Source organism: Paenibacillus sp. Y916 (assembly GCF_056786435.1).
The window spans coordinates 39,000-53,632 of sequence record NZ_JBXCJA010000013.1 but is presented as its reverse complement, the minus strand read 5'-3'; the positions used below and the strand labels follow the sequence as shown (position 1 = coordinate 53,632).

15 protein-coding genes and 4 pseudogenes are annotated in these 14,633 nt (G+C 39.0%); 18 read left to right on the top strand and 1 reads right to left on the bottom strand.

The annotated features are described in order from the left end of the window. Positions 1-9 precede the first annotated feature (9 nt). Together AC1TO9_RS20715 and AC1TO9_RS20710 are read left to right on the top strand one after the other, a co-directional pair. A complete protein-coding gene (locus tag AC1TO9_RS20715) occupies positions 10-600 on the top strand; it encodes a chloramphenicol phosphotransferase CPT family protein (RefSeq protein ID WP_482060375.1) in 591 nt (196 codons plus the stop codon). Between the two features lie 251 nt (positions 601-851). Beyond that, positions 852-1,655: a hypothetical protein gene (locus tag AC1TO9_RS20710; RefSeq protein WP_482060374.1), complete on the top strand. Its 804-nt coding sequence runs from the start codon at positions 852-854 to the stop codon at positions 1,653-1,655. A 224-nt stretch (positions 1,656-1,879) separates the two neighbouring features. Here AC1TO9_RS20710 and AC1TO9_RS20705 read toward each other — a convergent pair whose 3' ends face one another. Beyond that, complete coding sequence (locus AC1TO9_RS20705; RefSeq protein WP_482057362.1) at positions 1,880-2,293, bottom strand: Lrp/AsnC family transcriptional regulator; 414 nt, start codon at positions 2,291-2,293, stop codon at positions 1,880-1,882. Between the two features lie 140 nt (positions 2,294-2,433). Here AC1TO9_RS20705 and AC1TO9_RS20700 point away from each other — a divergent pair, with 140 nt between their 5' ends. From AC1TO9_RS20700 to AC1TO9_RS20625, 16 genes and pseudogenes are all read left to right on the top strand, one after another. Then, complete coding sequence (locus tag AC1TO9_RS20700; protein ID WP_482060373.1) at positions 2,434-3,198, top strand: MBL fold metallo-hydrolase; 765 nt, start codon at positions 2,434-2,436, stop codon at positions 3,196-3,198. A 132-nt stretch (positions 3,199-3,330) separates the two neighbouring features. Beyond that, positions 3,331-4,518, top strand: coding sequence for an MFS transporter (locus AC1TO9_RS20695; protein WP_482060372.1), 1,188 nt, complete (start codon positions 3,331-3,333; stop codon positions 4,516-4,518). A gap of 272 nt (positions 4,519-4,790) precedes the next feature. Then, a pseudogene (locus tag AC1TO9_RS20690) lies at positions 4,791-5,051 on the top strand (class I SAM-dependent methyltransferase); the annotation flags it as partial. A 46-nt stretch (positions 5,052-5,097) separates the two neighbouring features. Further along, positions 5,098-5,613, top strand: coding sequence for a GNAT family N-acetyltransferase (locus AC1TO9_RS20685; protein WP_082596080.1), 516 nt, complete (start codon positions 5,098-5,100; stop codon positions 5,611-5,613). Between the two features lie 395 nt (positions 5,614-6,008). Further along, positions 6,009-6,179, top strand: a complete 171-nt coding sequence (locus AC1TO9_RS20680) for a GrpB family protein (RefSeq protein WP_482060371.1) — start codon at positions 6,009-6,011, stop codon at positions 6,177-6,179. A gap of 135 nt (positions 6,180-6,314) precedes the next feature. Next, on the top strand, positions 6,315-6,533 hold the full coding sequence (locus tag AC1TO9_RS20675) for a hypothetical protein (RefSeq protein ID WP_482060370.1): 219 nt from the start codon (positions 6,315-6,317) through the stop codon (positions 6,531-6,533). Between the two features lie 268 nt (positions 6,534-6,801). Then, a pseudogene (locus AC1TO9_RS20670) lies at positions 6,802-7,302 on the top strand (DUF2975 domain-containing protein). 10 nt (positions 7,303-7,312) lie between these two features. Then, the gene (locus AC1TO9_RS20665) at positions 7,313-7,555 is read left to right on the top strand and encodes a helix-turn-helix domain-containing protein (protein WP_482060369.1); all 243 of its coding nucleotides are present in this window, start codon (positions 7,313-7,315) and stop codon (positions 7,553-7,555) included. A 13-nt stretch (positions 7,556-7,568) separates the two neighbouring features. Further along, positions 7,569-7,745: pseudogene (locus tag AC1TO9_RS20660) on the top strand (SF0329 family protein); the annotation flags it as partial. Between the two features lie 51 nt (positions 7,746-7,796). Beyond that, entirely contained in the window at positions 7,797-8,273 is a 477-nt protein-coding gene (locus tag AC1TO9_RS20655) for a DUF2975 domain-containing protein (RefSeq protein ID WP_482060368.1), read from the top strand. Positions 8,274-8,283: 10 nt separating this feature from the next. Further along, positions 8,284-8,498, top strand: a pseudogene (locus AC1TO9_RS20650) (helix-turn-helix domain-containing protein). Positions 8,499-8,724: 226 nt separating this feature from the next. After that, positions 8,725-10,770, top strand: a complete 2,046-nt coding sequence (locus AC1TO9_RS20645; protein ID WP_482060367.1) for a collagen-like protein — start codon at positions 8,725-8,727, stop codon at positions 10,768-10,770. Between the two features lie 321 nt (positions 10,771-11,091). Next, positions 11,092-11,628, top strand: coding sequence for a helix-turn-helix domain-containing protein (locus AC1TO9_RS20640; protein WP_482060366.1), 537 nt, complete (start codon positions 11,092-11,094; stop codon positions 11,626-11,628). A gap of 186 nt (positions 11,629-11,814) precedes the next feature. Next, entirely contained in the window at positions 11,815-12,090 is a 276-nt protein-coding gene (locus AC1TO9_RS20635; RefSeq protein ID WP_482060365.1) for a hypothetical protein, read from the top strand. Positions 12,091-12,188: 98 nt separating this feature from the next. Further along, positions 12,189-12,647 (top strand): SRPBCC family protein, encoded by a 459-nt coding sequence (locus AC1TO9_RS20630; RefSeq protein ID WP_482060364.1) that lies wholly within the window; start codon positions 12,189-12,191, stop codon positions 12,645-12,647. Beyond that, the gene (locus tag AC1TO9_RS20625; RefSeq protein WP_482060363.1) at positions 12,644-14,599 is read left to right on the top strand and encodes a GTP-binding protein; all 1,956 of its coding nucleotides are present in this window, start codon (positions 12,644-12,646) and stop codon (positions 14,597-14,599) included. Before AC1TO9_RS20630 ends, AC1TO9_RS20625 begins: the two co-directional genes overlap by 4 nt. Positions 14,600-14,633 lie beyond the last annotated feature (34 nt).

Here is a 14,633-nt window from a genome sequence, read left to right as displayed (position 1 = left end):
GTGATTCGTGTGAAGCAAGGACTTATTGTGTTCTTGAACGGAACTTCAAGTTCCGGAAAGACTAGTATTTCTATGGAACTGAAAAATCAGAAAGAGATTCCTTTTCATCATTTATCCGTAGATGCTTTTTTTGGTAATTACGATGATTTTATTGATAATAATTTTCCGGATATTGAACCTACAAGAGAAGTAGATGATGTTGGAAAAATACTTTTTGATCCCATAGGCTCAGTTTATTATGCAACAATTAAGTTGTTTTCAGAAATGGGTTTAAATGTAATCGTCGATACCGTAATCGACAATGACAAGCGGTTAAATGATTACCTTGATCTATTGTTCGATCATCCAACACTGTTTGTAGGCGTATTATGCTCGAAAGAAGAACTCACAAGAAGAGAGAAAATCAGAGGAGATCGACAGATTGGACTAGCGAATTCCCAATACGACCAAATATATTCCTTTAATGAATATGACCTTAAAGTAAATACTGAAGAGTTGAGTCCAACAGAATGTGCCGAAAAAATACTAGGCTTTATTAAATCCGGTCAAGATTACTCTGCATTTAAGAAATTAATGAAAAGAGAGATTAATGTTTCATAGGAGGGAATCCATCGGATAACTACATATTCAAGCATTGGAGCTATTGCCCCTCGGTCTACCCGACGGATTTTGGAATTAAGCTAACGGGCAGTTTAGCTTAACGGATACAAAAATTAGAAGGACTAAATCAACCGATTGCCATCTATTATAACGTGCATAACAGCGAAACTTCGTCGCTACTAAATACGTCTAACATAATTAAGAACGATTTACAAGAAAAAGGAAAATTTGTTCAATTGGAGGGAGGTAATATGAATCTTGGGCCGGTGAAATTCATTTCAATTCTTATTTGTTTCGCATTGGCGGTATGCGGATGTGCTGGCTTGAAAAGCAAAGGCACGGAGCATGTCGTGGCAAGTGATTTCATTATTCCCTTGAACGTTAGCGAAGTGTTGAAGCTTCCAGAGACTGAGGTTATTAAATATTTTCAAAACCGTCGTGAAGACTTTGATATTCTAGGCAGTTATCTGTTAGAGAATGAAAGAGTATTCCAGACTCGGCCGGTCATACTTCAACAAGAATATGCCATCGAGAAAATCCAAGACCCTGATATTCAACAATTCGCTCAAACGTTGTTCCAAGAAGGTATTGTGAAAAGGATATCATCCTTAAATGATGATCCAAGTAAAAGTATTGATTTTTTAATTGACGCCAAAGACAACTTGTATCAACAAGGCATTACCTACCTCAGCCTACCGGAGATGGCCAAAGGCGATCCTTCGAAATTCAGCTATGTGAAGGAATATAAGAATCTGGGCGACGGTTGGTACTATTATGTCTTCCATTATGACAAACTTAAAAATGAAGATGAATTTAGGAATCTAGCTTGGACCAAAATCTCAGAAAAGGAACGAAGCACTTTAACCACGCCGAAAGAGAAAGCCAAAGTGACCCTAGAGTCTGGAAAAAACGTTGGCAACTGGATAGAAGGCAGAAAGTTAGATGTTGTAATATCTGTTCAATTTAACACTGAAATGGACGGTCTACTGGGACCGATAACAATGTTTTTCGATCCAATGACCAAAGTTTTGATCGGGGGCAATCTGCGTTTCTAATAGGCTAGAGTAAAATACCCGATTGAACTAACGGAACACTTTAGTTCAATAAGAACAAGAAAGAAGCCGATCAATAGACTGGCTTCTTTTTCTTTAAGCTAATAGGCAAGTTGTTTTATAGTAGAAACTTTGTTCTAAAATCGTTTTTTAGATACTGATCAATTCCAGATGCTAAATATACAGATTCGCTTCTCAGAAAGACAGGTTTCTTTGCACGTTCTTGCTTACAAGGTTTTATCAATCACAATGGATAATTTGTAGTTAGCGTAATTGTTTAACTCTAATAAAAATTGGTTTAACGCTTCATTACTTGGAAACCTGCATTCTAGCAGATAGCAAGCATCACCGCTTATTTTATAATTATTAAGGATGTGATCCTTTTTTTCTTGAATAAATGAGAGATATGGTTGATGGTGTGTACTTTCGATATAGATATTGAGAAATGCATACGTAAAACATCCTAATTTTGTATGATTAACCTTAAGACTAAATCCCTCTATAACTCCAGTATCCTCTAGTTTCTCCACTCGGGTTGCTGCTGCAGGTCCAGTTAGGTGAACTCTTCCCCCTAATTCTTTCATTGTAATTCGGCTATTTTGACTCAGCTCTTCAATAATTCGTTTATCTGTTTGATCCAAATCCAACGCATCTCCTTTAAAAAATAAAGTGAAAAGGTCAATACACTTTATTTAATCTGTGTAATTGAACGTAGCATATAGTATAAGCTTAACCTTGTTAAGAAACAAAATACAAAAACAAAAGGAGAATTCTTTTAAATATGTACATTCAACAAATCCGAAATGCGACAATCATTGTCCATTATGCAGGTAAAAAATTCTTAGTCGATCCACTTCTCGCGGACAAAGGTTTGTATCCTCCATTTTTGGCTGGAATCAGAGAGGATATGAGAAATCCTATAATTGAATTGCCAATGTCCGTTCACGAGATCATCAAGGATGTCGATGCAGTGATACTGACTCATTCGCATCTAGATCACTATGATGATATAGCAAAAGAAGTGCTTCCCAAAGGTATTAAAGTTTATGTACAAAACGAACAGGATGCTAAACAAGTTGAAAACGACGGTTTTCAGCAAGTAGAAATACTTAGTGAAGATACGCTTTTTGAAGGTATTCAATTAATTAAAACACAAGGCGAGCATGGTAGAGGGGAAGATTTACTAAAAATTATGGGTCAGGTGTGTGGTGTTGTCTTCAAACATGCCGACGAGAAGACATTATATATAGCTGGAGATACAGTATGGTATGACGGTGTCCAAAAAGAAATCGATTCCCACAATCCTGAGATTATCGTTGTGAACGCTGGAGATAATATTTGGCATGATATGGGCTCACTTATTATGGGCAAAGAAGATGTTTATAAGGTGCATAAGGCGGCTCCCAATGCCAAAATTATCTCTGTCCATATGGAAGCAGTAAACCACTGGACATTATCTAGAAAAGAACTAAAACGCTTTGGAGAAGAAAAAGGGTTTTCCTCCAGGTTATTAGTTCCCGAAGACGGAGAAACGTACACTTTTTAATGGAAGAAATATGAGTCGATATGGAGATTGTGTGCAAGTAAATTGAGACCCTTTAAGGGTCTCAATTTATTTATGAGATTAAGAATCTATACTATAATTTCCCGAATCAATAAGACAGGCAGGAGAATAACTATGAACCAGATGAATACTAAGCTATGGACGAAAAACTTTATTATTCTTTCGTTAATCAATTTCTTTATGATATTAATTTTCTTTTTATTAAACGCGACGATTACGCTATATGCAATTAATGAATTTAACGCATCTCCCGGCCAAGCGGGTATCATTACAGGTATTTTTATTATCGGTTCTTTATTAGGGCGTTTATTTACAGGACGTCTTGTACAAACCAAGAAAATCTTGATGATCTGGTTATTTTTCTTTATTTTAACAACTTTACTTTACTTTGTTCATTTTAATATTGTTTTTCTCATATTAAGTAGGTTTCTAAACGGTATCACAGTGGGTATAGTAACTACTGTTGTAAGTACAGTTGTAGTACTTAGTATTCCTAATTCGCGAAAAGGTGAAGGGATTAGTTATTTTGCCATTAGTACTGCACTAGCCACCGGTATTGGTCCATTTATTGGTTTGAATATGAGTCAAAACGGAAATTTTAATATGATTTTTTCTCTCTCTCTGTTCATTGGAATTATAAATTTAATCATCGCATGTTTTGTGAAATTTTCTGCACCTAAGAATACTGATATGAAAAAAGAAAAGGGATTAAAAATCTCTGACTTTATTGAGCCTAAAGTGATACCGATAGGAATTATTATGTTTATAATGGCTTTTTCTTTTTCTAGCATAGTTTCATATTTGAATGTTTATGCTTTGGAACTAGGACTATTAGACGCAGCAAGTTTCTTCTTCATGATATATACTGTTTTTGTCTTGATCTCACGACCTTTTACAGGACGAATGATGGACAAAAAAGGAGCAAATATAATCATATATCCGGCTCTTATTAGTTATGGGGTAGGAATGCTCGTGTTAAGTTCAGTTTCTAGCAGTGCTACATTGTTATTGGCTGGCGCATTAGTTGCTCTGGGATTCGGTAATATTTCTTCTATATCTCAAGCTATAGCAATCCGTGTAGCTGAACCCCACCGAGTTGGCTTAGCAACTGCGACTTTCTTTATATTTTATGATCTAGGAAACGGATTGGGCCCCTCTATTCTCGGATTAATAATTCCAGCTACAGGATATAGTGGTTTGTATGTCATGCTCGGAATAATTGTATTAGCAACACTTTTTTTATATTACCTGTTGTATGGAAAGAAAGAACGTAATATAAAAAAAGTGGGTATAACCAAATAATATATAAAAAGCATCCTGTAAATATGAATATGCAGGATGTTTTTTTGTGCATCGAGGTTTAACTAACAGGCAGGATTGCTCAATTAAAATTAATAATTCTCTTGTTCAAATATTGCAGATTATGCCATAATTAAGCATCCTATAAGAAAGAGAGTGATTAAAATGAAAATATTTAATTTGTTTTTCCGTAGAACGAATTTAGAGGTGCGGAAGGGATAATTATTTTCTAAAGTCCCTTTCTAAGATACCAAATATGGAGGGGAAATAACTATATGTCTTTCAGTAAATATGGTGCATTATGTACAGAGGTATATGACCACACAAAGAAAATTGGTGATTCTTTTGGTGGGGATGTAGAGTATTATCGAGATCAGTTAAAACATACAAAGGGACGCATTCTTGAAGCAATGGTTGGTTCTGGAAAAATATTAATTCCATTACTGGAATCTGGTCTTGTAATAGACGGTGTTGACTATTATGAAGCAATAATTATTCCTGCCAGGTCATTTTTACTCATAGAACAACGAGAAGAAAGGAATTTTTGAAAGGTTATTGATATAATAGAAAGTTGGGAGATTTTTGATAGAAACAAAACGTCTTATAATTAGAGAAATGGTGCAGTCCGATTATGATGCATTGTGCGGAATATTGTGTGATGAGGAAGTAATGCGTGCTGCTTATGAAAGTGCATTCAACTTAGAAGAAGCACAAAATTGGCTTAACAGACATCTTAAAAGATATGAAGAGTATGGTTTTGGACTTTGGGCTGTTGTATTAAAAGAAACAAACGAAATGATTGGTCAATGTGGCTTGACAATGCAAGGCTGGAGAGAAAAAGAAATTTTGGAAATAGGATTTTTGTTTCAAAAAGCGTATTGGCACAAAGGTTACGCAACAGAAGCGGCAATTGCTTGCAAGGAATACGCTTTCTCAGTTCTTAATGCAAATAGGGTTTATTCTATTATTAGGGACACAAATATAGCCTCTCAAAAAGTTGCTGTTCGAAACGGTATGAATATTATTGATAAAGATACTAAGAATTTTAGGAATATAGATATGGAATTTTTTCTGTATTCTGTAGAGCGAACAAAATGAGCATAATACAAAGTAAAAAACAATTGATAATGTAATATGCCTTTAAATGCTATTATGAAAGTCAAATTGATAAATTCCAAGTTGTAGAGATAATTTTGATTCTCAATCGTTTTCAATTGCGAATATAAAAGGAGGGAAAATTACATCCCTCCTTTAAGCATATCCATATACCAATATTATTATCTAACAGAGCTTAATTGATATAAAGAGTATCAGCACTTAAACTATAAAGTTTTGGTATAAGATTCAGTATATATATTACTTATAATAAGATATCAGCAACTCCTCTTTTTTTATTGAAGTAACTGGCAGCATAGCTTATAAAAACAATACTTAAGTCCACTCCAATGTGATATTATTTTCTAATGTCTATTTATTTAGCGGGGGTAATTATTATGGGAATTGATGAAGCCATCACGGTTACAGAATATAATGATCTGTGGCCAAATTTCTATGAACATGAGGCAAGTAACCTTAAAAAAATATTTGGTAGCCTAGCCAGAGAAATACAACATTTCGGAAGCACATCAGTACCAGGTATGATTGCAAAACATCCTTTAAACTAACGAGGAACAATAGTTTAGTGCCAGGAGGGCTGCTGCACGGCAGCCTTTTCTCAACTAACGTGATATTTAGTTTAACGACAATAAGGTGAACTATTTCTGTGCTATTGGAACGATTATCATGTCCATCTGGATCGTATGTACGTTCGAGATCCAAAAATCAAAGTTATTTTAATTGATGGTACAGGTGGAAGTGGTAGATTATTGAAATCCTATGCACGAATGTTACAAAAAAAGGATATATGGATTGAAATACTTACGGAGTTGATCGAACAGGAAATCAAACAAGACGGTAAAACGATTGCTTTATTAGGAGCAGTATTGGAGATATGCTTGCTTATCATGCGGCTACAATGAGCAAACAAGTTGGAGGATTGATTGTAACAACCCTTGTGGATACAAGTAATCCGAAAATTCGTGATCACATTGCCCCGAAATAGGTTATTAGCCGTTTAGGTAAATTCACGATGGATGCTATCTCTATTGTATTACGCAAAACTAGCTAATATCTTGTCAATATATATATAAAATCTTGGCCATATTGAATAACTCTTTTGATATAATTCAATAATAATTTATTGTTAAACGATAAATTTTATGTTAAAGTCAATTTAAAATAAATGAGGTGCTTTTTAAGAAACGAAGTTCAACACTCTTTTTAAAGGTAGCTGTTATTTTTATCGGCATACCGGTTCTTGCTTTATGTCTATTTTTGTTGCCCCAGATAGCGAATGAAGCACATGAAGCAGCAGAAAGAGGCTTTGATCTAGCTTTTGTGGTGTAGGACATTTTAATGGTTATGTATGTTTCAGTGATCCCATTTTACTTCGCGTTGTATCAATCGTTTAACCTTTTAAGCTATATTGACAAGAACCAAGCTTTCTCGGAGTTATCTGTAAGTGCTCTAAAGAAAATCAAAAACTGTGCCATCACAATCAGTGGCTTGTATGTTGTGACCCTACCATTCGTCTATATCATGGCGGAGATAGATGACGCACCGGGTCTCATATTAGTCGGAATGGTCATGATTTTTGCTCCCATGGTGGTTACTGTCTTTGCGGTAGTTCTTCAACGGCTTTTACAAGAAGCCATCGAAATAAAATCAGAAAATGACTTGATAGTCTGAGGTGATAAACATGGCGATTGTAATCAATATTGATGTGATGCTAGCTAAAAGGAAAATGAGCGTTACAGAACTTTCGGAGCGGGTTGGAATAACGATGGCTAATATTTCTATATTGAAAAATGGAAAGGCAAAAGCAATTCGAATATCAACTTTAGAGGCGATTTGTAAAGCTTTAGAATGTCAGCCTGGAGATATTTTAGAATACAAAATTGACGTAGAGACTCAGGGATATCCTAAAGACTCGTTACACTAATTTCTTTACATAGGAGTTTTTATCCATTCCTATAGAGGAAAGCATAGAGAGCAATGATATCTTATTGAATATTCTAGCATTGGTGGACAGACGAATTGGAAAAAGGCGGATTTTGAACATGAGCGAGAAGATGAAGTTAAAGCATCCAATTGTGCAGTATTTCTATGAACTACGGATTAGTACGTTATGAAAAGGGATATATAAAACAATCATAATACACTGAATTAGTGAGGTGCTTTTGATGAAACGAGGAACAATAACATTTTTAAAAGTAGTTATTTGTATTATCGGGATAACGATACTTTCATTGTGTATATTTTGGTTACCTTGGCAAGCAAATGACGCGGCAGAGAAATTTCCAGAGTTTGCTTATTTGCAATATCCCATCTTATCCGGATTGTACATAACGGCGATCCCGTTTTTCTTTGCTTTGTATCAAGCATTAAATATTTTAAACTATATTAATAAAAACAGTGCTTTCTCAGAACTATCTGTAAAGTCGTTGACGTCTATTAAATACTGTGCAATTGTGATTAGTGTGTTATTTGTGATAGGCAGTGTATTTCTTATATCGCAAAATGCTTTGCATGCTGGAATAGCCATCATTGGATTTACAATTATTTTTGCTTCTATAGTAATTGCAGTCTTCGCTGCTGTTCTTCAACGGCTTTTGCAAGAAGCCATCGATATAAAAACAGAAAATGACTTAATAGTCTGAGGTGAATAACATGGCGATTATAATCAATATTGACGTGATGCTAGCTAAAAGGAAAATGAGCGTTACAGAACTTTCGGAGAGGGTTGGAATAACGATGGCTAATATTTCCATGTTAAAAAATGGCAAGGAAAAAGCTATTCGATTATCAACCTTAGAGGCGATTTGTAAGGCTTTAGAATGTCAGCCTAGAGATATTTAGAATATAAAAGTGACGAAGACACTTAAGGATTAAATGAACAACGAACATATTGAACTCCATGAAAATCAAAAAAGCTCGTAACATTAAAAAAGAGAAAAATGAAACTGGTTGCTCAGGCAATCAGTTTTTTCGTTATTGTCCAGGAGAGCACAAATATATATGTGGACAAATGCTGAAAACCCTTGTGCACATGCCGTTCCGACCTTTAATTTTGTTCATATTATGTACAAGGCAAAAGAGGAGGAATGATTCATGAGGAAGGTGAAAGTGAATAAATTAAAATTCTCAAAGAAACGAAGTATACTCCATAATAAAAAACGTTGTTCTCATTGTGATCACAGGAATTGTCAATGTGAAATAAAAGACCCAAAACCATGTTCTAAGTGTAAGAAAAAAAGTTGTAAGTGCTTTACAAAACAAAAAGTAATAGTCGTCAATGTCACATCATCACGAAAAGCACGAGGACCACGAGGACCACGAGGACCACGAGGACCACATGGGCCACAAGGACAACGAGGATCACAAGGATCACAAGGACAACAAGGACAACAAGGACCAATTGGGGCTACTGGAGTTACTGGAGTAGGAGTCCCAGGGGCTACTGGTACAACGGGCGCAACAGGCGCAACAGGCGCAACGGGCATAACGGGAGCAACAGGCATAACAGGCACAACGGGCATAACGGGCGCAACAGGCGCAACGGGAGCAACGGGAGCAACAGGCGTAACAGGCACAACGGGCATAACGGGCGCAACAGGGGTAACAGGAGCAACAGGAGCAACAGGTGCAACGGGAGCAACAGGAGCAACAGGAGCTACTGGCGGAACTGGCGACGCAGGAGCAACAGGCGCAACGGGAGCAACAGGAGCTACTGGCGGAACGGGCGACGCAGGAGCAACAGGAGCAACAGGTGCAACGGGCGACACAGGCGCAACGGGAGCTACAGGAGCAACAGGAGCAACAGGCGATACGGGCGACGCAGGCGCAACGGGAGCTACAGGAGCTACTGGCGGAACGGGCGACGCAGGAGCAACAGGTGCAACAGGCGATACGGGCGACACAGGAGCAACAGGAGCAACAGGAGCAACAGGTGCAACAGGCGATACGGGCGACGCAGGAGCAACAGGTGCAACAGGAGATACAGGAGATACAGGAGCAACAGGTGCAACAGGTGCGACAGGCGATACGGGCGACGCAGGAGCAACAGGAGCAACAGGTGCAACGGGCGACACAGGCGCAACGGGAGCAACAGGAGCAACAGGAGCAACAGGAGCAACAGGCGATACGGGCGACGCAGGCGCAACGGGAGCTACAGGAGCTACTGGCGGAACGGGCGACTCAGGAGCAACGGGAGCAACAGGAGCTACTGGCGCAACGGGCGACTCAGGAGCAACGGGAGCAACAGGTGCAACAGGCGATACGGGCGACGCAGGAGCAACAGGAGCAACAGGAGCAACAGGAGCTACTGGCGGAACGGGCGACACAGGAGCAACGGGAGCAACAGGAGCTACTGGCGGAACGGGCGACGCAGGAGCAACAGGTGCAACAGGAGCTACTGGCGGAACGGGCGACGCAGGAGCAACGGGAGCAATAGGAGCTACTGGCGGAACGGGCGACACAGGAGCAACGGGAGCAACAGGAGCAACAGGAGCTACTGGCGGAACGGGCGACGCAGGAGCAACGGGAGCAACGGGAGCAATAGGAGCTACTGGCGGAACGGGCGACGCAGGAGCAACAGGAGCAACAGGAGCTACTGGCGGAACGGGCGACGCAGGAGCAACAGGTGCAACAGGCGCAACGGGCGACGCAGGAGCAAGAGGAGCAACGGGAGGAACGGGCGACACAGGCACAACGGGAGCTACAGGAGCAACAGGCGCCACTGCTGGGCTAGCCGAATACGGGTACATTTACAACCTAACTCCTCAAACGGTAGCTGTAGAGGCTGATGTCATTTTTGATACAAATGGAATAATGACTCCAGGAATTACACATACCCCCGGAACCACTCAAATTCTAGTTATCACTCCGGGAGACTACGAGGTTACTTTCTCAGTGTCAGGTACAGAACCCAACCAATTCGCACTATATTTAAATGGTTTGCCGGTTGCCGGAACTATCTACGGTTCAGGTGCAGGCACTCAGCAAAACAATGGTCAGGCTATAATCGCAATAGTAGCCAACGATGTTCTTACCCTTCGAAATCATTCTTCCGCTGCAGCAGTTGGCCTTGCGTCTGTGATAGGTGGCACACAAGAAAACGTAAACGCTTCTATTGTTCTCAAAAAATTAGATTCGTAACACTTGAGGGGATGTCCCAAAAGTAGATTAATCTTCTGATGAGACAGCTAATTTTCTAAAAAGAGACTGATTCACTAAAAATAGCAGACCTAGAGGGTTGATATGCTCCCATCATAGTAGACAGTAGAAAAAAACAAAACCTCTACTACTACAATGATGGGAGTTTTTCTAATGTCTAAAAGAAGTCCTACTTCTCTAGAAGCAAAATTACACGCCGTTCAGCGGTGTCTTGGGCATAAGTCAAATCCAAACTGAAGCAAAACAGCTCGGGGTAAGCAAGGGAACGTCACGGATTGGATAAGAAAATATAAGGCAGATGGTTTGGAAGGACTAAAGGAATCAAAGACATGGAAAACATACTCAAAGGAAGTGAAGCTTGCTGCTATTAAAGAGGTATTGTCTGGTCATTACTCCTTATCAGCGGTAACAAAAAAGTACCATATTTCAAGTATAAGTGTCCTAAGGAAATGGATTTCCAAGTATACTAGTGAGATAGAATTAAAACCTACTCGTAAAGGAAAAGGACTATCTCATATGAATAAAGGACGTAAAACAGCTTTTGAAGAACGTATTGAAATTGCACAATATACCATCGCTAATGATTTGGATTATCAGAAAGCGATCGTAAAGTACGATGTATCCTATCAGCAAGTGTACACATGGGTTAGGAAATATCAAGCAGGCAGTGAGGATGCTCTCAAGGACAATCGCGGTCGCAAAAAGCCTGTAGAGGAACTAGATGAGCATGAACGTCTTAAGCTGCGGATCAAGGAATTGGAAGCTCGGAACGAATACCTGGAGATGGAGAATGGCTTCGAAAAAAAGTTGGCACAGATCAAGCAACGAAATACACGCTAACCCTCGTTCGACAAGTAAACTTGTATCATGCGATTTAAGAACTGAAGGATGAAATGTTATTTCAAATAGACGATATGAATAATGAATTAGAGGTTATTAAGTGAATTGAATGTAGATTCAAATGGGTCAGGAACTCGATATAGACGTATATACTAACTAACCAGAATAAATTCGTGAGGTAAAATTATGAAGAAAATCATTGGCGGTATTTTGCTTGTGACAGCCATTATCATCACCACCGTATTACTATATGATTTCTTCACAGTATCAAGGGCAGAATCAAGGAAAATCGCTGAAAGATATATCGCTAGTCAGTCGTTTCAACGGAGCGTAGGTGGGATAAGCATGGAAAGGGATTTTTGGGTCGTATACTTATCTCCAGTGGATGTAGTTAAGGAAATTTCATGGCTCTATATTGATAGACGCTCAGGTGAAATACAAAAAATCACAGAGACTGAGTAACATATGAAGCCAAATATGTCATCTAGGTATTGATTGGAAGGTATACATAGATAATGTAGAATAGATAAACAGGAATTAATAAGTTAGGGGTAATAATATTGAAGCAATGGTCGAAGGAAATTGAGATAAATACGCCAATAGAACATGTATGGTCGTATCTAAATGGTTCGTTAGAACAGATGCAGAAGATCATGCCACAAGTTGTGGAGAATAAACCAGTCAAGATTACTGAAGAATTTGTCGGTAGTGTATACCGTCAACATTACAAAGAAGGCAAACGCATTGAAGAGTACGATGTCCATACGCTAGAATATTCAAATACTCTGAACGATAAGAGATTAAAGGTAGGATTTACATTGGCGAACTTATTTGAGATTACTGGATTGTATGAATTGCATCGCGTAGATGTTAACAATACAAAATTAAGATATACCGTAACCAATAATCCATTGAAGTGGTTCTTGAAGCTGTTCCTAATATTTGCTAGTGATAAGGTTGTTGTTAAATTTAGAGAGAAAGTAAAAGTGGTCGCTGAATCAGAGTTTCGGAAACGATGAACAAAACTATTGGAATACTAGCGCATGTTGATGCCGGGAAGACAACCTTCTCGGAGCAACTATTATATGGTACAAAGAGTATTAAACAGCGTGGCCGAGTAGATCATAAGAGTTCATTTTTGGATAGCCATCAAATCGAGCAGCAACGGGGTATTACGGTGTTCTCTGATCAGGGGATGTTCACCTACGGTGATTCTAATTATTATCTGATCGATACACCAGGACATATTGATTTCTCACCCGAGATGGAACGGGCAATTCAGGCAATGGATATTGCGATCATCTTGATTAGTGCGGTGGAAGGAATCGAAAGCCAGACCGAGATCGTGTGGGAGCTTCTGCATAAATATCAGATCCCTTGCTTCTTTTTTATTAATAAAACGGACCGGGTAGGTGCTGATGTTCATCAAGTAGTGCAAGATATTCAGACGAATTTCACAAAATATATATGTAATATAACAGATTCTCTGTTTGAAAATGGCGGAATGAGCGAGGAACTAGTTGATTTTATCGCAGAACGCGATGAAGCTCTACTGGAACATTATATGGAGAATGGCTACAGTAAGGATCTATGGCTAAATACGATGAAACGCTTAATTCAAGAGCACGACATATTCCCTTATGCATCTGGTTCTGCTCTTCAAGGAATGGGTGTAGATGAATTTCTACAGAAGTTGGATCTGCTCACGGTAACCGATTATTCAAATGAGGGGGCCTTTGCTGGTCGTGTCTATCGTATTCGTCATGATGATCATGGAGCAAGAATTACTTATATCAAAGCATTAAGTGGGTCACTAAAAGTAAGAGATTCGCTAAATTATGGTGATGCAGAGAACATGGTAACTGAGAAAATCACACAAATCCGTGTGTATAATGGACGCGAGTATAAAGCGGTGGATCAGGTTGAAGCGGGAGAGCTATTTGCCGTTATTGGCTTATCTATGACCACTGTTGGTGACGGTCTAGGTACTTTGAAAGAAAGAACGATCTACGAAATGGTACCGACTTTAAAATCTAAGATCATTTTTGAACCTACAGTCCATGTGAAAGAAGCTTTACCCTATTTTAAAATGTTGAATGCTGAAGATCCTTCTCTGAATGTGATCTGGGAAGAAAGCTTACAGGAAATCCAACTTCATGTAATGGGGAAAATTCAGCTTGAAGTATTACAGCAAATCGTCAAGGAACGGTTTAACTTAAATGTTAAATTCGAGCAACCGGAAATTCTATATAAGGAAACGATTGCTTCAGAGGTGGTCGGTTATGGTCATTTTGAACCCTTAGGCCATTATGCTGAGGTGCATATCCAATTACGACCGGGTGAGAGAAACAGTGGAATTCGGTTCGAAAATACGTGCCATGCTGATGATTTGTCTGTCGGTAACCAGAATTTGATTCGGCATCACCTCTTTGAACGGGAACATCATGGTTTGCTAACAGGATCACCGTTAACGGACGTTGTTGTGACTCTGTTGACGGGAAGGGCTCATAATAAGCACACATCGGGTGGTGATTTCAGGGAAGCAACATATAGAGCCTTGAGACAGGGTCTGGAACAAGCAGACAATAGCCTTCTAGAGCCGTATTATTATTTTAAAATAAAAGTTGAATTGGACCAAATGGGTCGTGTCCTGTCAGATATTCAGCAAGCGCATGGAAGTTTCGATCCTCCACAAAGTGATGGCAATAAAACGATACTTACGGGTACGGTACCTGTGGCTACATTTGTGGATTACAATAGTAAGTTGTCCTCATTCACTCAAGGGAAAGGCTCGCTGAGCTTAACTTTTGCCGGATATGATGTCTGTCATAACGAAGAAGAGGTTATTAGTAGGATCGGATACAATAAGGATGGAGATGCAGAATATATTTCATCGTCTATTTTTTGTGCTAAGGGTCAAGGCTATACGGTGAGTTGGGAAGAGGCGAAAGGGATGATGCATGGGATATAAATATTTCAATGATATCTACGAAACTATTTTACCC

Coding starts and splice junctions, on each gene's coding strand:
- AC1TO9_RS20710 (WP_482060374.1), top strand. CDS start 852: ATGAATCTTGGGCCGGTGAAATTCATTTCAATTCTTATTTGTTTCGCA.
- AC1TO9_RS20700 (WP_482060373.1), top strand. CDS start 2,434: ATGTACATTCAACAAATCCGAAATGCGACAATCATTGTCCATTATGCA.
- AC1TO9_RS20695 (WP_482060372.1), top strand. CDS start 3,331: ATGAACCAGATGAATACTAAGCTATGGACGAAAAACTTTATTATTCTT.
- AC1TO9_RS20680 (WP_482060371.1), top strand. CDS start 6,009: ATGGGAATTGATGAAGCCATCACGGTTACAGAATATAATGATCTGTGG.
- AC1TO9_RS20675 (WP_482060370.1), top strand. CDS start 6,315: ATGTACGTTCGAGATCCAAAAATCAAAGTTATTTTAATTGATGGTACA.
- AC1TO9_RS20665 (WP_482060369.1), top strand. CDS start 7,313: ATGGCGATTGTAATCAATATTGATGTGATGCTAGCTAAAAGGAAAATG.
- AC1TO9_RS20655 (WP_482060368.1), top strand. CDS start 7,797: ATGAAACGAGGAACAATAACATTTTTAAAAGTAGTTATTTGTATTATC.
- AC1TO9_RS20645 (WP_482060367.1), top strand. CDS start 8,725: ATGAGGAAGGTGAAAGTGAATAAATTAAAATTCTCAAAGAAACGAAGT.
- AC1TO9_RS20635 (WP_482060365.1), top strand. CDS start 11,815: ATGAAGAAAATCATTGGCGGTATTTTGCTTGTGACAGCCATTATCATC.
- AC1TO9_RS20625 (WP_482060363.1), top strand. CDS start 12,644: ATGAACAAAACTATTGGAATACTAGCGCATGTTGATGCCGGGAAGACA.